Origin of the sequence: Paenibacillus sepulcri (genome assembly GCF_042647105.1) — a bacterium.
GTDB classification, from domain to species: Bacteria; Bacillota; Bacilli; order Paenibacillales; family Paenibacillaceae; genus Paenibacillus_Z; species Paenibacillus_Z sepulcri.
In genome coordinates, this window is sequence record NZ_JBHRUP010000002.1 from 73,558 (window position 1) to 93,385 (window position 19,828).

Here is a 19,828-nt window from a genome sequence, read left to right on the forward strand (position 1 = left end):
TGCAATGGAGATGAATGGACACGATGCTAAAAAAATACCGTTTGGGCGTCATAGGACTTGGGGAAGGGCGCAGCATTCTGTCAGCGGCGATCCAGAGCGGCCGTTGGGAGCTTGTCAACATGTGCGATATTAATGAAGAAGCCTGCAAAACCCGCGCTGCCGAATTCGGGCTGGACCGTTACACCCTTGACTATGAGGAATTGCTGAATGATCCGGATATTGATGTCATCGCGATATACACGCCCGACCAGCTGCATGGCCGGCATATCAAGCAGGCATTGGATGCGGGCAAGCACGTCATTGTGACGAAGCCGATGCTGACTTCGCTGGATGAGGCCCGGGAGCTGCTCAAGAGTGCGGAGGTGTCCGGAAAACATCTGTTTGTCGGGCAAAGCAGCCGCTTCTTCGAGCCGATGCTTCATCAGCGCAGCGACTATCTGGCCGGCCGTCACGGCGAAATCGATACGGTCGAGACGTATTATATCTCGGACTCCCGGTGGTTTCTGAAGAAGGGCTGGAGCCGGCAACAGGGCTTCAGCTGGATGTACAACTTTATGATTCACGCGGTGGATCTGGCTGCATGGTATTTGCCGGATATTGAGGAGGTATTCGGCTATGGGCATTCCAGCACGACAAACAAGGAGTTCGGCTTGACCGTTCCCGATACAATGAGATTTCTCCTGAAGGACACCGAGGGACGCATCGCCCAGGTGAGCGGCTCCTATACGAAGCCGGCGCTCCGCAACGTCGATCCGGGAATCAGCTGCACGCTGCGGGGAACGAAGGGAACAAGCCGCGCGGTCTATTCCAAGCTGCTGTACCATACTCATTTTCCGCCGGAGCCGGCTGTTACGCATTCGTTCGAAGACAAGCATCCGTATTATTTCCGCTTCGAGCGGGAGAGCCATCATGCGGGCGAATATCAGAATTACATTGAATATTTTGCGGAGTGTCTGGATAAGGGCGAGGTGCCGAAGCCTGATCTGCAAGAAGGCTGTCATACGCTGGCAATTATGGCGGCCATGGAACGAAGCATGGAGCTTGGCGCCCCTGTGAAGGTGAAAGACATCTTGAAGGACTATGCTCTTGCATAGCGAAAACTATTTTCAGTAAAAGAGGCGTGAGCGATTACGCCTCTTTTTTGACGATTGAATCTCTGATTCCCTGTCCATACGACGGGGATTTGCGGAATTCTCCAGGCGTAATGCCGGAGAATTTTTTGAACATCCGGTTGAATGAGTTCATATTCTGGTAGCCCGCCTTGCGGGCGACTTCCTGGATTTTGCAATTGGAATAAAGAAGCATCTCTTTGGCTTTGCGTATCCGCAGGTCGTTCAGGAAGTCAATGAAGTTAACCCCCGTTTTATCCTTGAAGTAGGTCGATAAGTAGCCGCTCGTGATGCCGAGCTTGTCGGCGATCAGGTCCAGCGTAATATCTCCGTCGTAATGCTGCTCCAAATATTCCACCACGAAAGCCGTGATCGGATCACGTTCCCCCTTCTTCTTGTTAACCAGCTCTGTCGCCGCTCTCAGAAATTCATCGAGAAAGGAAGAGAGCTGTTCATAGCTGTAGCAGCAGCTCAGCCGTTCCTGCAGCGGGACCGGCGTCGTCAGATGATGGAAGGCAACCTGCATGCTGGTGAGCGTCTTCACCGTTTTCTGGATAATTTCTTCTGCGAAGTGGTAAAACTGGGCGGACGAAGCCGACCGTTTATTCAGCTGCAGCAGCAGACGCTGTACGATCTGAAGCGTTTCGCTCTCGTTGCCGGCTTGTAAATTCAAGTAAAACTCCTGCTCCTGCTGCGGCGACAGCAGCATGGGCGCAGGCTCCGCCGCTTGCCCGCTTGTAATGATTTGGGTATCACCGTTCAGGCTGCGCTGCCTGATCAGACTGAGCGCTTCCTCGTATGCCTCGGTCATTGGCGCCGCATGGGCATACAGCGAGCTGACCGCGATCGTGATGAAGCCCTCCTCCTTGTCGATTTCAAACACCTGCTTCAATTTCTCAAGCAGGCCTTGCAGCGCCGGCTTGTCCGTTTCATCCATAAAAACAAACGACAGCACCTGATTGGTTTCGATCTGGAAGGTGAGCGGCTCCCGGAAATGCAGCTTGAAGTTGTAATCGACAAACTCCTTCACATAGTACGCCCAATTTTGCTCCGTCCGCTTCCAGTCGCCGCTGCGCCCCTTATACGTTAATTCGAAAACAACGAATACAAACGACTGGTCCGTAAAGTCCATCTCGATGTTATTGTGGATTCTTTTCAGGCTGCTGATATAGGCGAAGCTCTTCAGCTGCGAATTTTTATGGTTCAAGTCTTTGTGAATATTGTTGATCTGACTGCTGATCGTATTGAATTCACTGATCCGGCTGCGTATCGGAACGAGCGCGTTAAGCTGTTTAATCGACTGGATTATGCGCTGGATTGGATTGTTGAAGCTGATGCTGAACAATAGCGAGGTGACGATACTGATGCCGATTGTGAAAATGAGCAGGGTTACAAGGGATACGTTGAGCCGTACCTGAGACGCCACATAGGCATCGGGAACGACGTTTACATACGTAAGTCCCGATAAGGAGCCTTTCTTATAGAAGAAATAGTAATTCCCCTTCTTGAGGTAGGTCTTCGTGTTATCGAACGCCGGCAAGGACCCGATATCGGAGGCTGACGAAGAGGAGAACAGCTTTCTGCCCCTGCCGTCAAGGATGAAGAAGTTGTCGTTGATGGACAAGTGAAAAGCCTGGAACATTTTCTGTACATCCAGGAAGGCGGCCATATAGAAATCCTGATACAGGCTTGCTTTCACCACGACCGGGATTTGCTGTCCAAGCGGGTTGTATTCGCCCTGGAAGGGGATTTCGTAGAAGGAAGCGGGCGGGTATACTTCAAAGCGTGTGTCTTTGTCAAACTGTCTGCTCCAAAATTCGGACGGGTAGTCGTAGCTGGCGTAAAATTTGCTGAAAAACGTGCTGTCTTTCGATACCGAGCTCTTGTCCAGCACGAGCGAGGTTTTCTTGTAATAGAGAATAACGTTGTTTACGTACAGGAGGGGATTCAGGGTCATTTGGCGAATGTCCTGCACCGTTTTGGCTGCCGTGTCGTAATTAACGGCCTGCTGATCAAAATAAATCTGCTGCACGTTCTCATTGAAGAAGAAGGTGAGCAGCTGGTTGCGGATCAGCTCGAATTCTTTCTCATAGCTGTCAGTTGTGGTCGTCAGGTTCAGCATATTGTAGTTGATAATTTCGTCGTGGATCTTGTTCTTGGAGAAGGTCATCGAGAAGAAGTTGAAGGACACCAGCATGACGATCACGATTAAGAAGCTTGTGAACAGCCTGATAAATAACGAATTCGCTTTTAATTTCAGGAAAGGTTTTATCAGCTCCACGCAAAACCCACCCTTCAACTTAATTTAGTACAAAGTATACCATAGGAAGAAAAATTTGCGGATCCTCTCTTTTACGAAAACTTCACTATTTTGCGGATTTTTCGCAATAGAGAGAATATTCCGAAATATAGACGATAGGCGCCAGGCTCCCTGGTGCGTACAATCGAGGTACATGCACGCTGCAGTCCGCAGCGTTATGAAGGTCATGCGAAAGGGGAGGTAACGCAGCATTCCTGAGCTTCGGTCAGCGCCACTGCAGCGGAGTGACGCCCGCAATTGGCAGTAACGGAAAATGAGATTTTAGTCTGAAAGATGAGGTGACGAAAGCACGATGTCCAAAATTCGATTTGCTGTAATAGGCGCAGGGGTTATCTCTCCCTTTCACGCCAGAGCGATTGCTCACCATCCGGAAGCGGAGCTTGCGGCCATATCCGACGTCGTCCCGGACAAAGCCCGGCAAATGGCCGGGGAATATGGCATTCCGAGTGTATATGCCGATTATGAGGAGCTGCTGAAGCGCGACGATATCGACATCGTGTCAGTGTGCGTACCAAGCGGCATGCATGCGGAGGTTGCGATCGCTGCGGCGCAGGCGGGGAAGCATATCCTGTGCGAGAAGCCGCTTGACATTACGAAGGAGAAGATGTCGCAGATGATTGACGCCGCCCGCCGCTATAACGTGAAGCTGGGCTGCGTCTTTCAGCGCCGGATTATGCCGTCGGTAGCGGCGGCTCGTCAGGCGATTGTCGAGGGCAAGCTCGGCAAGCTGGTGCTTGGCGATGCCTATCTCAAATATTACCGGAGTCCGGAATACTACAAAAGCGCAGGCTGGCGGGGGACGTGGCAGTGGGACGGCGGAGGCGCGCTCATGAATCAAGGGGTGCACGGCATCGATGTGATTCAGTATTTGATGGGAGGCGCGGCTTCCGTATTTGCCTATGCCGCTCCGCTCGTGCGTGATATCGAGGTTGAGGACACGGCAGTAGCCGTATTGAAGTACAACAACGGTGCGTTCGGCGTCATTCAGGGTACAACGTCGGTGTATCCGAATCAGGAAACGCGCTTCGAGCTGCACGGCGAGAAAGGGACGATCATCGTGGGCGACAGCGGCATCCTGCAGTGGAAAATGATAGATACGGACGAGCAGGCTCCGCATGTAGAATCACTGGCAACCATGGGACGCACGAAGCCGGAGGATATGTCGACTGACGGACATTATATCTTTGTCGACGATATTCTAAGCGCGGTGAAATATAACCGCGAGCCGCTCGTGAACGGGGAGGAAGCCAGGAAATCGGTTGACCTCATTCTGTCCATTTACGAATCGGCAAGAACGGGAAGAGAGATCAAACTTAACTAAAAAGACAAGGAGTGAGCCGTTTGGAGAAGCTGTTGAATATCGGTATGATTGGCCTCGATACGTCGCATGTAACGGCTTTTGCCAGACTTCTGAACGATCCAGGGCAGCAGCACCATGTCCCTGGAGGACGTGTGACGGCTGCTTTCCCGGGGGGCTCGCCCGATTTTGCGATGAGCTGGTCGCGGCTGCCGGGCTTTAAGAAAGAGCTTGTTGACGCTTACGGCGTCAATATTGTGGAATCTCCCGAGCAGGCTGCCGAGCAGAGCGACGCGGTGCTGCTGCTGTCCGTGGACGGCCGCGTTCATCTGGAGCAGCTGCGGCGGATCGCCCCCTTAAGGCGGCCGGTCTTCGTCGACAAACCGTTTGCCGTGAGCTCGGAGGATGCCCGCGGGATGGCTGAACTCGCCGCCGAATACGGATTTCCCCTGATGAGCTGCTCGGCGCTGCGGTATGCCGAAGCACTCAGCCAGGCGCTTCTGGCTGAAGGGGAGGGAAGCATCATTGGCGCCGATTATTATGGTCCGATGGAAATCCAGCCTACTCAGCCGGGATTTTTCTGGTACGGCATTCATACCGCAGAGATGCTGTACCGCACGCTCGGAACGGGATGCGCCCGGGTGACGGTAACGACGAACGACGATCACGACCAGGTGGTCGGAGTGTGGGCGGACGGCAGAGTCGGGACGATTCGCGGCAACCGCAAAGGGAACAAGACGTTCGGCGGGCTGGTGCATCGCGAGAAAGGCACATCCTTCGTCGACTACAACGCTTCAAGCAAGCCCTATTACGCCAGTCTGCTTGAACATGTGATGGAGATGTTCAAGGACGGCAGCCCCGACGTCGCCGTCGTAGAGACGCTGGAAATCATCCGTTTCCTCGAAGCCGCCAATGAAAGCCGTGCAAGTGGGCTGACGGTGGCATTATGAGGCGGTTTCGTCTGGGGATATTGACAGATGAGGTGTCCCAGGACGCAGGCGATGCGATAGCCTTCGCCAAACAGTACGGACTGGAAGCGATAGAGCTCCGCTCGGTGAACGACAAGCCTGTTCACGAGCTGGACGATGAGGCGATTAGGGCTGTCAAGGCTCTGGCGGATAACAGCGGCCTTACGGTCTGCGCGCTGTCGGCTCCGATTTTCAAATGTGAATTGGACGAAGCGGCAGAGGTAGAGCGGCATATTGCCTTGGCGCAGCGGTATATCGCCATTGCCAGTCAACTGGAGGTGAAGCTGGTGAGAGGCTTCAGCTTCTGGACGAGCGCTCCATTCGAGGAGGCGCTGCCGCGGGTCGCCGAACAGATCAAGCGGATTGCGCCTAGCTTCGAACAAGCGGGCATTACATTCGTGCTGGAGTTCGATCCCGGTGTGCACGCCTGTAATGCCCGCAAGGTCGGCCTGCTCGTCGACGCCGTTGCCTCCCCTGCCGTGAAGGCGCTCTATGATCCGGGCAACGACATGTGGGACCCGGACGGCGAGCTCCCTTACCCGGACGGTTATGATCATTTGGCGGGGAAGATTGGCCATATACATCTCAAGGATGCAGTGAAGACAGCAAATGGCGTGGAGGCGGTAGCTATCGGGACAGGGCAAGTCGATTACAGGGCATTGTTCCGGAGGCTGGCCGAGGACCGGTATGAAGGCTGTGTCATGGTCGAGACCCACTACCGCCTGCACTCGAAGTTGACCGAGGAACAGCTGAAGCGCCCCATGGGCAATTCGTTCTCGGACGGCGGCAGGGAAGCCTCCGCACAGTGTGTAGAGAGCTTGCTTGCTCTGCTTGGCGAACTCGGCATGGAACAACGAGCCGGAAGGTGACAAGCGATAAGCAAATGCCTCAAATTCGGATATGCTCCCGTGAAAGTGAGCGGCAGCTGCAGAAGGGGTTATATAACCGGCAGCAAAAAGCTTGGCACAGCTGCAGCGGCACATGCGGCAGGAGCAGCTTCGATGATTATCGCAGCGTCTTCTCCGCACAATGAGTTCCTGGCAATCAGGAGGAGCATTCATCAACGTAAAGGGAGGAAAGCATATGGAGCAGGTCAAACCGGCGGATCAATCATGGACGGTACCCGCTTCGCAGCGTGGCGGGAGGAGCCTATTCTTCAAGAGGCTGAACCAGAGCAAATACCTGCTGCTGTTATTCCTGCCTTGTCTTGTGTATTACATCCTGTTCAAATATTTGCCGATGTTCGGCCTCGTTATCTCATTTAAGGATTACAATCTGTTTAAAGGGGTTTGGGCCAGCGACTGGGTGGGGCTGAAGTATTACCATATGTTTTTCGAAAGCCCCGAATTCTTCCAGCTGTTCCGCAACACGTTCCTGCTTGGCGTCTTCAACGTCGTGTTCGGCTTTCCGATGCCGATTATCCTGGCGCTGTGCCTGAACGAAGTCAAGCAGGTGCTGTTCAAACGGTTCGTGCAGACCGTAAGCTATGTGCCTCATTTTATTTCCAATGTTGTGGTCGTCGGGATGGTCGTTATGTTTCTGTCCCCCACAACCGGCATCGTCGCCCACTTCGTGAAAATGTTCGGCCTGCAGCCCGTGAATTTGCTGGTGCAGCCGGAATGGTTCCGCCCGATCTATGTGCTGGCCGATATTTGGCAGCATGCCGGGTGGGGGTCCATCATTTTCCTTGCCGCGCTTACCGCGATTGACCCTCAGCTGTATGAAGCGGCGGAGATTGACGGGGCCAGCCGCTGGAAGCAGCTCTGGAATGTGACGATTCCGGGCATCACCCCGGCCATCGTCATTATGCTGATTCTGAACGTTGGCCATATTATCGACATCGGCTTCGAGAAGGTGTTCCTGCTGATGAACCCTGCCACGTATGAGACCGCCGATATTTTCAGCACGTTCGTGTACCGGACGGGCTTGACGCTGGGCAATTACAGCTATGGCACGACGGTAGATTTGTTTACGGGTATAATCAGCCTGTTCTTCATCTATACGGTCAATTATATAAGCCGCAAAATCAGCGAAACGAGCTTGTGGTAGAGAGGGGGAGTAACCTGTGAATCGCAGCTGGTCCGTATCCCGTGTGTTGATTGTTATTTTCTTGCTTGGCATCATTCTTGCCACGGTCTATCCCTTTCTTTATATGATCTCGGTTTCGCTAAGCAGCGACGTGTATGTGATCAAGAACCAGATCAATTTTTTGCCGCGCGGGCTTAACCTCCGTGCCTATGATGCCGTGCTGACCGATCCCCGGCTGTGGTCGTCATACCGCAATACGATCCTGTATGCAGCAGTCGGGACGCCGCTCTCCCTGCTGGTTACGGCGGCGGGGGCGTATGCGCTGGCCAAGAAGGAAATGGTGTTCCACAAATCGTTCACCATGCTCGTCGTATTCACCATGTTCTTCAACGGGGGGATGATTCCCACCTTCCTCGTCGTCAAGAGCCTGGGCCTCGTCGACTCGTTCTGGTCGATGATTGTGCCGACGGCGATCAGCACGTGGAATTTGATCATTATGCGCACCTTCTTTCTCGGCCTGCCGAGGGAGGTCGAGGAATCGGGCAAAATCGACGGCCTGAACGATATCGGCATCTTCGTGCGCATCGTGCTCCCGCTGTCCACCGCTTCTCTCGCGACGATCGGGCTGTTCTACGCCGTCGGCATCTGGAACAATTTTTACTCGGCTCTGCTGTATTTGCGCAACGACCAGCTGTATCCGCTTCAGGTGGTGCTGCGCAATATCGTCATGGCTTCGCAGATGGTCACAAGCGGCGGCACCAATGTGGGAGACAACCAGGTTCTGGACGAGCCGCTCAAGTATGCGACCATTATCGTTTCAACGGTTCCCATCCTGCTGGTTTATCCGTTTCTCCAGAAGTATTTTGTCAAGGGAGCCTTAATTGGATCGGTGAAGGGGTAGAGGTGCAGATGAAACCAAAAAGGAGATTGATCGCAATGAAGAAGATGAAGATGTGGGTACTGGCCGCCTCGCTCACGACAGCCATGCTGGCAGGCTGCGCCAATCAAAGCGGGAGCAACGAACCATCGTCAGGCAACGCGGCGGCGCCAGGCAATGACAATGCGGCAGCTGCCCCCAAGGAGCAAACGTTCACGTTCCTTGATTATTCCAACGCCAGCTGGCCGTACAACAAGGATTGGCCGGTATGGAAATACATCAAGGAAAATACCGGGGTCACGCTGGATGTGCAGGTTCCTCCCGACGCGCAGCTGGACAACGCGCTTAACCTGACCGTGGCATCAGGCGATATGCCGGATATGCTGTATACGCAAAACAAGCAGACAGCCGATAAATTCGGGCAGCAGGGGGCGCTTGTCAACATCCTGGATTATCTGGACGAGATGCCCAACCTGAAAAATTGGATGGAGCAGTTCCCGATCGATTCGCAGAACGCCATGTCAGCCGACGGCAAAATGTATATTTTTCCGAATAACGGCATCGGCGAAACCAACCGGATGAACTGGATGTACCGCGCCGATATTTTCGAGGCTAACGGCCTGACCGCGCCGGCCAACTGGGACGAGCTGCACGCCGCTCTGAAGAAGCTGAAAGAGGCGTATCCGGACAGCTTCCCCATGGCATGGCGGCAGGGGCTCCAGTATTTGCGCAACTTTGCTCCGGCATTCGGCACCAACAGCAACGACGGCACCAATGATGTGTATTTTGATTTCGACAAGAAGGAATGGCGCTACGGACCAATCGAAGACAACTTCAAGACGATGATTACGTATTTGAACACCTTTTATAAAGAAGGGTTGATACCGCCCGATTTCCTCACCATCGACACGAAGCAGTGGCAGGACCTCATGTCCACCGACCGCGCCTTTGTCACCGCCGACTATATCAGCCGTGTCGACTTCTTCAATCTGCCGATGCGCAAGCAGAATCCGCAGTACAACCTGCTGTTCATGCCGACACCGGCAGGCTGGCCGGACGGTCCGCAGAAAAATGCTTATACACAGTTCCTGGAGAATGGCATAATGGTGACGACGACTTCGAAAAAAATTAAAGAAATCATGCATTATATGGATTTCTTCTACTCCGAGGAAGGCAAGACGCTGGTCAGCTGGGGTAAGGCTGGCGAAACGTACAAGGACGACAACGGCAAGAAGCAATTTACCGGAGGCTATACGGATGTGTCCGACATGCGCAAGAAAACCGGTCTCTCCACGGATGGAACGTATACGTGGTTCGATTATGACGCGCATCTCTCGCTTTCGTCGCCGGAGCTTCAGGATGCTTACGAGCAGGCGCCCAAATATGACAGCGAGCAGCAGCCGCGGCCCGCGATGACGCAGGAGGAGCTGGAGACGATTTCGACCGTAGGCCAAACGCTGCAGAAAACCCGCGACCAGAATCTGGCCAAATTTATTACCGGCCAGCGGAATTTGAGCGAATGGGACAGCTATGTGGAGGAATTAAAAGAGATCGGCGTCGACAAAATCGTCAGTGTTTATCAAACGGCCTATGACCGCTCCCTGAGCGCCCAGAAATAAGACGGAGAACCGTACAAGCCTGCAAGCTGTATGCCCAGCGCCAATCCGGTGCTGGGTTGTTTTGAATTCTCTTGAGGCAAGGTGTGAACAAGGTAATGGAGAGGGTGATACCTGTTGGAGAAAGGTCAATACAATGTGACCAGCAAGGAGAAAACGTTAACGGTCATTCCATCTGACTCCTCCAAATGGACCGTGCTGCTGATCGTCAACATGGGTACATTCATGTCCACTCTGGATGTCGGCATCGTTAATATCAGCATGCCGACGATGTCACTGCAGCTTGGAATTTCCCTGGCTCAAATCCAGTGGATCGCGACCAGCTACCTGCTCGTCATGGCCGCACTGCTGCCTTTCTTCGGAAGATTGTCAGACATCTGGAGCCGGAGAAAGGTATACGGCCTCGGCTTCCTGTTGTTCGCCGCAGGATCTTTATGCGCAGCACTGTCTTCCGGTCTTGCCGCGATCATCGCTTCCCGCTGCCTGCAGGGCATCGGTGCGGCAATGATCATGGCCAACAGCCAGGCGATGGTACGCCAGGTGTTCCCTGAGCATGAACGGGGACGTGCGCTCGGACTTAACGCCGTTGTCATTGCCGCGGGAACATTAATGGGTCCGGCCGCCGGCGGCCTCGTGCTGAGCTGGGCTGCTTGGCAGTGGCTGTTCTGGATCAACGTCCCGATCGGTCTGTCAGCGTTCCTGCTCGGGCTGCGCCTGTTTCCCCGCGAGAGCGTCAGATCCGCCGGCGCCCGCCTGGATATTGCCGGAACGCTGCTTCTGGCGTTGGGCACCATACTGCTGCTGCTTGCTGCCGACACCGCCAGCGGCAGCACATCCCCGATGGCTGCGGTCGAGGCTGCGGGGGGCGTCGCCGTGTTGATTGTGCTGGCGTTGTACGGCAGACGCGTCCAATCCGGCATTCTGGACCGCGCCCTGCTGAGCGTGAGGACGGTGCGGCTCGGCAACCTCAGCTCGTTTCTCATCAATATGGCGCTGAGCGCCTCATTGATCCCGATCACCTTTTATCTGCAGGGGCCGTTACGCTTGCCGGTGGCCGCTGCGGGCGGAGTGCTCATGGCGCAGCCGCTGCTGGTGGGAATTGTCGCTCCTTTTGCCGGTTCATTCCGCGACAGGCACGGCAGTCTGATACCGATCGCTGGCGGAGCGGCCTGCTGTGCCTTGTCCATGCTGTTCATCGCCTGCATGCCGCAAATAACCGTGTGGGCGATCGTCCTGCAGCTGGTTTTATTCGGCATCGGCACAGGGCTGTTTCATTCCGCGAACAACGCCGATATCATGAGCGCAGCCCCGGACGGCAAAATCAGCCTGGCGGGCAGCCTGCTGGCCATGGTCCGTTATTTCGGGCAAATCGCCGGAATCGGCCTGGCCGCTCTGCTGCTGGGGCAATTGAACCTGGAGGCCGGAGCCTCCGTAAAGGGAGAGCTGCGCCTGAGAATTTTGTTCGGATTATGCTTTCTGGCTTGTCTGGGAGCAGCGATTGCCGCTTACCGGCTGCGTCACCCGCGTGTTATTAAAAGGTGAAGATTAATATATATAAGGAGACAGGCTGGCCAGGCGTTGAAAAAACCAATAAATCCGCCAAAATCGCGCTATTAAGGGATAAGGTAAATAATTGTCCATTGAAGTCCGACGACTGCCGGGAATAGAATCAAGCTGTGTAGCATGAAGTGCTAAAGGAGGACGTGCGGTATGAAATCTTACTTGTATCGTCTGATCTGGCTCGGCTGTCTATCCGTCTGTCTGCCTCTTGTGCTGGCCAGCATCGTCTATTACAACACTTCAATGAAGCGGGAAATTGCACATATTCAGACGAATAACCAGGATTCGCTGGACATCATTGAACGGTTTATCGATGATGCCATGTTCGACGTGGTAGAGGAATTGTCCAAGAGCGCTTTGGACCCTGCCATATACGAATCCTTCTTAACGCTGGATGAACCATCGAGAGTCCAGAACAATATTTCCATATTAACGGAGGTCTCCGCGCTGCTTAACCGCAACAAATTCATCAAAAACGTCTACTACATGAACATGAATTCAAGGCTCATCCTATCCAGCGAGCAGGGTAATGTGCATGAGTCGTATTTCAAGTATAGAGATGATCTTGCTGTTCTGGGCAATGTTCATAAGACTACATATTGGCGCTATCTTCCGGCAAGCCAAAGAGACGGTTATATCTCATTAATTATGACATTGCCCACAACGTCGCTGAATCCCCAGGGAATGCTCGTGGCGCAAGTGGGAGTCGAACAAATAAATGACTATCTTTCCACGATTTTGTCGCTCACCCGGAATGAGTCCATATTTGTTGTGAACAGGACAGACCAAATCTTGTTTCAGTCCAATAGGCAGACCAGCACTGACAGGCTGGTGGGAGAGGAGGTCACGCGTTCGATCGCTTCCAGCCGGCTGCAATCGAGCAATGCCTCGGTTATGGATGTCAATGGAAACGAATACTTTTATTCCTATCGAAAGTCCAGTCTTGGGATTACGTACGTGTCCATTATTTCCCGCTCCGAGATTGTAAAGGATCTGCGCTGGATATTCTGGACAACGATATTTGCGGTTACGATATTTCTGGCGCTGGGCATTATTCTGACTATTTTCAACTCCAGGCGGGCTTACCATCCGATTGGCCAATTGGTAGACTTCGGCAAACGGCTGAGCAAAAACAAGATCGGCATTCACAAGGAAGAAATATCGTTTATTGGCGAATGCCTTGAATATTTCAACACTCAGCTGCAATTATCGAGCGCGCGGATCGCCAAATCGGAGCTCTCCCTGATCGAAAAATTCATGCAGCAGCTATTGGAAGGAGATTATTTGTCCTCTGGCACCTTGCACAAAGACTGCAGCGAATACGGCATTCATGCCGACTGTACCTATATTGTGCTGCTCGTCAGAGTTGAGGATTTCGGGAAAAGCGGACGTTTTCAGTCTAAGGATAAACCGCTGCTGATCTATGCTTTATCGAATGTGATGAATGAGCTGCTGTCTCAGAAGGGATACGTCCTGCATGACTTCCGCGGCTATGGCATAGCTGTTCTATGCTTCGATCACGACGCTGTGCCGGATTTCGTGCTTCAAGAAGCCGGGAAATATGCCGGAAGGGTTCAGTCCGCTTTGCAAACCTACCTGAATATCCGTGCATCCATAGGCATTGGGAGGTCTTATCCGCATATTGCGGATATCGCGTTGTCCTACCGTGAAGCCCAGCTTGCCTTGCAATTTCGTTTGCTGAAGGATTCGGAATCCATTCTGTCCTATGATGACAACCTGACTGACAAGCAGACGTTCCCCAAGTATCCGCATGAGGTTGAAGCGATGATTACGGAAGCGCTGTTTAACGGCGACTCCGGCCAATTCGAACAAGGGGTACGGGAATTCAACGAAACCGTGCTCAGAACCGAGTCCTACTATTTTGTTTACCAAAGCTATCATGTTCTGCTGGCTGCCCTAGTGTCTTCGGCGGAGAAAAAATGCGGCACAGCGCTGGGAATATTGGAGTATGATCTGTTTGATCAATTGAGAACGTATCAGAGCTCGGAAGAAATATGCTTATGGTTCATCGACTCGGTGCTGCCTTTGTATCTGAAGATCATGAGAGAGAGCAATAATACGGCAGGCAAGGCAGCAGTGAAGGAAGTATGCAGATATATTGGCGAGAATCTGGAAAAAGATATTTCCCTGACGGAATGCTCTTCCTTGTTTCATATCAATGTCTCCTATTTGAGCCGGTTGTTTAAAAAAGAAACGGGTGTTTCCTTTCATGATTATCTGACCCAATGCAAATTAAAGGAAGCCACAAGGCTGCTGCTCGACAGCGACCAAACCATTAGTCAAATCGCCGCAAAAACAGGGTTTTCGCACCGTTCCTTCAATCGCGTCTTCCAGCGTTTATTCGAGATGTCGCCCAGCGATTACCGGAACCATCACCGTTAGGCTGGCTTTATCCTTTGACCGAGCCGAGCATAACGCCTTTGGCGAAATATTTTTGCAGGAACGGGTAAACGATCAGAATCGGCGCCATCGCAAAGGTTACCGCGGCCATACGGACGGTTTCCAAAGGGGGAATGCCGTCTGCGGCTGTCCCGGAAGCGCCGAGCGGTGTGGAATCCAGAACAAGCGCTTTAATCAGCACCTGTAATGTCCACTTGTTGGCGTCGGATATATAGATCAGGGCATTAAAATAAATATTCCACTGCGAAACGGCAAAAAACAGAGTGAAGGCTGCAATGGCGGGCATGGACAGGGGGAGAACAATTTTGAAAAATATGCCGACATCATTGCTTCCGTCAATCTTTGCCGATTCCTCAAGCTCTGGAGGCAGTGAATCCAGGAAGCTTTTTACGACAATCAGCGTCCATGCATTGGTCAGATTGGGCCAGATCAGCGACCAGTAGGAATTGAGCAGGCCAAGACTTTTCACAACCAGATAGTTCGGCACGATGCCTGCGTGAAAAACAAGTGTAAAGATGACGAAGCCAAGCATGATCTTTCTTCCGTCCAGATCTTTCCTCGTCAATCCGTAAGCCATTGTAAACGTAACGGCAACCTGCAGAATGGTGCCTACCACTGTAATAAAAGCCGTGCTCTTGATGGAATTTATAAAGCTTTGCGTAGACAAAATGTATTGATAAGCATCAAGTGACCATTTGGGAGGAAAAAGATAAAATTTCAAAGGCACGTAAACGGCAGGGTCCGTGAATGAAACGCTGAAAATATAGATAAACGGAAAGATGCATATCAAGGAGAGGGCAGTCAGCACACTGTAGTTGACCCAATCTGCTGCTGTCAGCCTTTTTTTGTAAACGAAGCTCATCCAATCCACCTTCTTCGCGTTAAATGGTCGATCCATGAAAAACTAGTAAATTCCTTCATATCCCAATTTTTTGACAATTTTATTCGCGGTTACAACCATAACGAGTCCGACTACTCCTTTAAACATCCCGACGGCTATGCCTACGCTGATTTTTCCGCCCACAATGCCCTGGGTATACGAATACGTATCAAACACATCCGCCACGGAGCTGACCAATGGATTCATCATTAACAGAACCTGCTCGAACCCGACATCCGCCATGTTTCCAAAACGGAGAATCAATAAAATGATAATGGTGGGCCGGATCGCCGGGAGTGTAATATGCCAGATTTGCCTAAAGCGGCTGGCTCCGTCAATTACGGCAGCTTCATAGCGGGCAGGATCGACCCCGGCGATGGCAGCCAGAAAAATAATAGTGCCCCATCCGGCATCCTTCCATATATTTTGCAGCGTCAGCAGGATCCAGAAGAACTTGGGCTCGGAGAGGAATAAAACGGGCTGGTTACCTGAAGCGACAATCAGCTTGTTGACGATGCCGATATCCGAAGAGAACACAAAGAAAGTGAGACTGACCAATATGACCCATGATAAAAAATGGGGGAGATAGACAATCGACTGATTTACTTTCTTGAATAATTCATGTCTCACCTCATTCAGCATTAACGCCAGCAGAATAGGCAAAGGAAAGAAGAAAACAAGGTTTAATATACTGATAACAAATGTATTTCTGGCCATTATATAGAATTGCCCGCTTTGAAATAAATCGGAAAAATGCTTGAATCCAACCCAGCTGCTGCCGAGGAAGCCCTTGAACGGGCTGTAATCCTGAAACGAGAGAAGAAGGCCCCAGACAGGTATAAATTTAAACAGGAAGAAATAGATGATTCCCGCCGACATCATCAGGTAAATGTAGCGGTTCCTTTTTATTCTGGCCCATCGTTTGTGATTTGGCAGTATTCGCTCCATTACAAGCCTCCATTCGAAACGGTAAGGAGAGTTGGATAAGCTTGAGTCTTTAAAAGACCTTGACAGATCCAACCCTTCTTACAGAAGTCTTTAAATTGAGATCATGATTTGGCTATTGCTGTGTACGCGACTTAAGATCCTTGGCAAATTCCTGATAGGCATTCTTGATTTTCGGATCGGCGTTAACCTTATCGACATATTGCTTATATTGATCCATTGTAATTTGGCCCACAATGGCCTTGATTCGGGTGCTTTTCAATTCCGCTTCGTAGGTTGGCCATACATCGACCCAGGTTGGGGAATATAAATAGCCGAACACGTCGGTCCTGCCGATTTGGCCATAAATCTCCATATCCTTTTGTTTCGCCTCATTTGCAGCCTTGGATGCTCCGGCATAAGCCACTTTTCCCCATTTGGAGTATGCGGGAGTCAGCGCAGCAATGCTGTCGACCGTAATTTCCTGTTTACCCAGGTCGGTCAAGACCTTCTCGCCATTGACGTTGTTGTAATGCACGCCTTCCTTTCCGTAGTAACCCAGATCAGTGATCTCCCTGGATGCGGTTTTTTCGAAAAAGTCCAATATTTTCGATACCTTTTCCTCGGGTACCTTCTTGCTGATGTACTGGCCGCCGCGGGTTCCGATATCAAGCATCGCTCCGTCGCCTCCGGGACCTTTCAAAGGCTGCAGGGACACTACGTTTCCTTCGGGCTGGGTTTTCTTCACATTATCCGTATATACGAAGCTGTAATAGGCGCTGGCATCGAATGCGAATGCTCTGCCCGAGCTGAACAAATCTTTTTGCTGCGTGACCGTGAGAGCGGAGAATTCCTTCGCGATCAGCCCTTCCGCGTAAAGCTCCCTGAACCACTCCACCAGCTCGGTGAACTGCGGAGTCAAGTACGAATACATCAGACCGCCATCCGCATCATAGGTCGGTTCAGGCACGCCAAATGCCGCATTCAGGGAAGGGGAGCTCACCGCATCGGCAATGTCATAACCGATCGTACCGTTGCCGCCGGCCGGGTTGCTTTTCACGACCGCTTTCAGCGCCTCTTTAAACTCGTCGACGGTTGCGGGCATCGGAATATTGGCTTTATCCAGCCAATCCTTACGGATCATGATCGTATTGTCAATCTGCGCCCTGCTTCTCGGAATTCCCATAATTTTGCCGTCATACTTGACGTAATTCCAGGAGCCTGGAACCATATTGTCACGTAAATTCGGATAGCTGGAGAAATCGCCGAGAAAAGGAGTCAAATCCCAAAAGGCGCCTTCTTTGATCGCGTTGACCAAAGTTGGCCGGGTAAAATCCGCCTTCAATACTTCGGGAATATCACCGGAAGCAAGCACAAGATCCAGCTTCGAATTGTAATCGCTTCCATCCAGAACGAAAGTAATATTGAGCTTGGTGTTTGTGAGCTTTTGCAATTCGGAATAATACGCGTTATCCAGCTTGGGTATGGTATTGGTAAAATTGGTCATGATTTCGATGGGCAAGGGCCCTGCTTCTGCTTCAGCCGCCGTACCCGTCCCGTCGGCTGTCTCTTCAGTCTCCTTGCCTGCGCCTCCGCTGCAGCCATTTAGAACAAGCAGGCTGAGAATGAACGGGAGGCTGATTTTGACCCATTTCCTTGTCATCTCGGAACACCTCGATTGAGTTAGTGTGATCCACGACGGATCCTGTTTCCCGACCCGAAGGAGCCCTCTCTGCAGCAGATCTCCGGGCCGGGAGTCCGTTCAATAGCGGCTTGCGGCCAGCCTCTTCATCAGCTGATTTTTATTGCCTCGAACAGCTCAAGACTCGGGACCTTAACTGATAAAGACCCGCTGTCTGCTGAAAACTCGTAATCTTTGCCGGTGACAAGGCTTTTGACGGATTGCGGTTTTTGCTCCTTATCATATGGAATCGTGACTTCAAGATTGTACATCGGAACCGGAGCATAGAAGGTTACGCCAAAATGCCCCGACCCGTTCACCAGATGAAGCAGCTCCGAAGAACCGTCCTCCTTGGCAAACAAGGCGGCTTCGACCATCGGCGAAAGATTGCCCTCAATGCGCTTCAACCCGGCGGTATGCTCCAGCAAATCCGCGATCAGATCTATCGTGTTTGTATGTCCTTGGCGGTGAAACAGAGACCCTGGCCGCCAGGGAATGAAGATGCCTTTTCCTTTGCCGTACGGATTGACTGTAAATCCGGGATGATCCGTAACCAGCGTATAATAACAGCGTTCCGGAGGTCCGAACATATGAGGGGGAATCAGGGACAGATGCTTCTCCACCTTGTCTTCATAGTCAGCGTAAATATAGCTTCCGTCGATATAAGCCAGGTCCGTCACAGGGAAACGGCTGAATCCGGTTTTGTCGGTCAGCTTGAAGCAGGAGGAGGTCATATCCTCTACAATCTCGTTCACTCTCTCAATACCCAGACACTTGAGAGCGGGAGAAGATCGTCTCTCGTAGGTGTCATCGGAAAAGCCGCCGCGCGATACCGAGATGACAATGCCTCCTTCTTCAGCGAAGGCGTCGAGCTTGCGTGCAAGTTCGTCGCTGATCGCCTGGTAATCCGGGACAATGACCGCTTTGAATTTGTCCCACGGCACCTCGGCGGCCACCGGCACCATGATGGCGTCGAACATATAATGATTTTCCGCCAGGAACCGGAACCAGCCTTGATATTCGCTTGTGCTGCCGTCAGGACCTCTAAGCAATGCAATGGTCGACCTGGAGGTAATATCCTTGTATTCGTCCTGATGCTCGGCATGGTAATGAAAAGCCTTCTTGATCCGTTCATAGCCTGATTTATCCTCGTGGTTGTCGAGCCGCCCAATCAGATAATAATCGAGTCCGCCGCCGTTGGTCAGGTTTTGGTACAGCCTGAGCTCCTGCTGATGAGGGGATACGGCGACATGACGGTATTGATAATCTATGAAATCAACCGTAGTATTTAATGAAATCATGGGCTTATAGGAGCCGAGTACAAATTTGGTGTTATCGGAAGCATCATATTGCCAATGGGGCAAAGAGCGGGCAATCGCCGTGTTGGATTCCTGTCTGTACACGCTGCGCTGATTAAGGTTGTTGGAGATGAGCAGGTTGGGATTGATGCTTGTGATCGCGTCATAAATTCGTTTGGAGTGCTCCTGCAGCGTAATGTTTTTGAATACCTTGTATTTGCGGAATACCGGATCCTTCATGTCCTCCTTAATGGGCAGCGGCAGGTCAAACATAGCTTTGAATTTTCGTTGGCAGTTGTCGCATTGGCAGATTCCATGATAATTGTAGCTGTAATCCTTCACCTGATACCCGCCCATGTTGAAGAAAATACCGTCAAAGTCATGAGTGGTCAGCAATTCGCGGATGATCTCGATAGCATAGTCCTGCTGGTAGTCGCTGTTCAGGCACACATGGACATCGCCATTGTAATCGACGATATTCCCCTGGACGCTCTTGTATGCCCATTCGGGATGCTGCTCATAGACCGGTCTGCGGACCTTGGAGAAGTCGGTTCTGGCCGTCACGACTATATCCGCTTTATGGCAGGCTTCAATGATGTCCTGCAGACTGTCTCCCTGCAGAAACGGACTTTGGAACTGAAAGGGGAGCTTGGTCGGATAACTGGCGATAATGCCCGCTGCATTAAGCAATACAGAGGTTGCTTTAAATTCCTGGAGATCCGCGACGAACTGTTCGGCATTGATATCCATCATATCGATTTCCCGCAAGTTCGTCTGAATTTGTCTCCATGGGCGCATGGCCCACCAATTCGGTCTGCTTTCCGCTTCTATTGATTTGGACATTGAACG

Annotated in this window: 14 protein-coding genes; 9 read left to right on the forward strand and 5 right to left on the reverse strand. The window is 51.9% G+C overall.

Annotated elements, in window-relative coordinates; genetic code table 11:
• The first annotated feature begins 14 nt into the window (after positions 1 to 14).
• Positions 15 to 1,094: a Gfo/Idh/MocA family protein gene (locus ACFOLF_RS35465; RefSeq protein WP_379113219.1), complete on the forward strand. Its 1,080-nt coding sequence runs from the start codon at positions 15 to 17 to the stop codon at positions 1,092 to 1,094.
• Positions 1,095 to 1,128: 34 nt separating this feature from the next.
• Here ACFOLF_RS35465 and ACFOLF_RS35470 read toward each other — a convergent pair whose 3' ends face one another.
• On the reverse strand, positions 1,129 to 3,390 hold the full coding sequence (locus ACFOLF_RS35470) for a helix-turn-helix domain-containing protein (protein ID WP_210040281.1): 2,262 nt from the start codon (positions 3,388 to 3,390) through the stop codon (positions 1,129 to 1,131).
• Between the two features lie 331 nt (positions 3,391 to 3,721).
• Between ACFOLF_RS35470 and ACFOLF_RS35475 the strand changes: the two genes are divergently transcribed.
• The 8 genes from ACFOLF_RS35475 (at position 3,722) to ACFOLF_RS35510 (ending at position 14,178) form a co-directional block, all read left to right on the forward strand.
• A complete protein-coding gene (locus ACFOLF_RS35475) occupies positions 3,722 to 4,750 on the forward strand; it encodes a Gfo/Idh/MocA family protein (RefSeq protein WP_210040280.1) in 1,029 nt (342 codons plus the stop codon).
• A gap of 11 nt (positions 4,751 to 4,761) precedes the next feature.
• Positions 4,762 to 5,676, forward strand: a complete 915-nt coding sequence (locus ACFOLF_RS35480; RefSeq protein ID WP_379219764.1) for a Gfo/Idh/MocA family protein — start codon at positions 4,762 to 4,764, stop codon at positions 5,674 to 5,676.
• Entirely contained in the window at positions 5,673 to 6,563 is an 891-nt protein-coding gene (locus ACFOLF_RS35485) for a sugar phosphate isomerase/epimerase family protein (protein WP_210040279.1), read from the forward strand. The genes ACFOLF_RS35480 and ACFOLF_RS35485 overlap by 4 nt, the downstream gene beginning before the upstream one ends.
• 214 nt (positions 6,564 to 6,777) lie before the next feature.
• On the forward strand, positions 6,778 to 7,743 hold the full coding sequence (locus tag ACFOLF_RS35490; RefSeq protein WP_210040278.1) for an ABC transporter permease: 966 nt from the start codon (positions 6,778 to 6,780) through the stop codon (positions 7,741 to 7,743).
• 16 nt (positions 7,744 to 7,759) lie between these two features.
• On the forward strand, positions 7,760 to 8,623 hold the full coding sequence (locus ACFOLF_RS35495) for a carbohydrate ABC transporter permease (protein WP_379113215.1): 864 nt from the start codon (positions 7,760 to 7,762) through the stop codon (positions 8,621 to 8,623).
• 35 nt (positions 8,624 to 8,658) lie between these two features.
• Positions 8,659 to 10,218, forward strand: coding sequence for an extracellular solute-binding protein (locus ACFOLF_RS35500; RefSeq protein ID WP_210040277.1), 1,560 nt, complete (start codon positions 8,659 to 8,661; stop codon positions 10,216 to 10,218).
• Positions 10,219 to 10,332: 114 nt separating this feature from the next.
• Positions 10,333 to 11,757, forward strand: coding sequence for an MFS transporter (locus tag ACFOLF_RS35505; protein ID WP_210040276.1), 1,425 nt, complete (start codon positions 10,333 to 10,335; stop codon positions 11,755 to 11,757).
• Between the two features lie 168 nt (positions 11,758 to 11,925).
• Positions 11,926 to 14,178 carry a helix-turn-helix domain-containing protein gene (locus ACFOLF_RS35510; RefSeq protein ID WP_210040275.1) on the forward strand — a complete coding sequence of 751 codons (2,253 nt, stop codon included), beginning with the start codon at positions 11,926 to 11,928 and terminating at the stop codon, positions 14,176 to 14,178.
• Between the two features lie 7 nt (positions 14,179 to 14,185).
• Here the strand turns inward: ACFOLF_RS35510 and ACFOLF_RS35515 are convergent, their stop codons facing one another.
• The 4 genes from ACFOLF_RS35515 to ACFOLF_RS35530 all read right to left on the reverse strand — a co-directional run bounded on the left by ACFOLF_RS35515 (position 14,186) and on the right by ACFOLF_RS35530 (position 19,822).
• The gene (locus ACFOLF_RS35515) at positions 14,186 to 15,094 is read right to left on the reverse strand and encodes a carbohydrate ABC transporter permease (protein ID WP_379113213.1); all 909 of its coding nucleotides are present in this window, start codon (positions 15,092 to 15,094) and stop codon (positions 14,186 to 14,188) included.
• A 6-nt stretch (positions 15,095 to 15,100) separates the two neighbouring features.
• Positions 15,101 to 16,024: an ABC transporter permease gene (locus ACFOLF_RS35520; protein WP_210040274.1), complete on the reverse strand. Its 924-nt coding sequence runs from the start codon at positions 16,022 to 16,024 to the stop codon at positions 15,101 to 15,103.
• Between the two features lie 112 nt (positions 16,025 to 16,136).
• A complete protein-coding gene (locus ACFOLF_RS35525) occupies positions 16,137 to 17,663 on the reverse strand; it encodes an extracellular solute-binding protein (RefSeq protein WP_210040273.1) in 1,527 nt (508 codons plus the stop codon).
• A 128-nt stretch (positions 17,664 to 17,791) separates the two neighbouring features.
• Positions 17,792 to 19,822, reverse strand: coding sequence for an alpha-amylase family protein (locus ACFOLF_RS35530; RefSeq protein ID WP_210040272.1), 2,031 nt, complete (start codon positions 19,820 to 19,822; stop codon positions 17,792 to 17,794).
• Between the last annotated feature and the right edge of the window lie 6 nt (positions 19,823 to 19,828).

What these genes read in the sequence shown, in the direction of transcription:
- ACFOLF_RS35490 (WP_210040278.1), top strand. Translation starts at nt 6,778, where the DNA reads ATGGAGCAGGTCAAACCGGCGGATCAATCATGGACGGTACCCGCTTCG.
- ACFOLF_RS35525 (WP_210040273.1), bottom strand. Translation starts at nt 17,663, where the DNA reads ATGACAAGGAAATGGGTCAAAATCAGCCTCCCGTTCATTCTCAGCCTG.
- ACFOLF_RS35530 (WP_210040272.1), bottom strand. Translation starts at nt 19,822, where the DNA reads ATGTCCAAATCAATAGAAGCGGAAAGCAGACCGAATTGGTGGGCCATG.
- ACFOLF_RS35510 (WP_210040275.1), top strand. Translation starts at nt 11,926, where the DNA reads ATGAAATCTTACTTGTATCGTCTGATCTGGCTCGGCTGTCTATCCGTC.
- ACFOLF_RS35465 (WP_379113219.1), top strand. Translation starts at nt 15, where the DNA reads ATGGACACGATGCTAAAAAAATACCGTTTGGGCGTCATAGGACTTGGG.
- ACFOLF_RS35475 (WP_210040280.1), top strand. Translation starts at nt 3,722, where the DNA reads ATGTCCAAAATTCGATTTGCTGTAATAGGCGCAGGGGTTATCTCTCCC.
- ACFOLF_RS35515 (WP_379113213.1), bottom strand. Translation starts at nt 15,094, where the DNA reads ATGGATCGACCATTTAACGCGAAGAAGGTGGATTGGATGAGCTTCGTT.
- ACFOLF_RS35500 (WP_210040277.1), top strand. Translation starts at nt 8,659, where the DNA reads ATGAAGAAGATGAAGATGTGGGTACTGGCCGCCTCGCTCACGACAGCC.
- ACFOLF_RS35485 (WP_210040279.1), top strand. Translation starts at nt 5,673, where the DNA reads ATGAGGCGGTTTCGTCTGGGGATATTGACAGATGAGGTGTCCCAGGAC.
- ACFOLF_RS35520 (WP_210040274.1), bottom strand. Translation starts at nt 16,024, where the DNA reads ATGGAGCGAATACTGCCAAATCACAAACGATGGGCCAGAATAAAAAGG.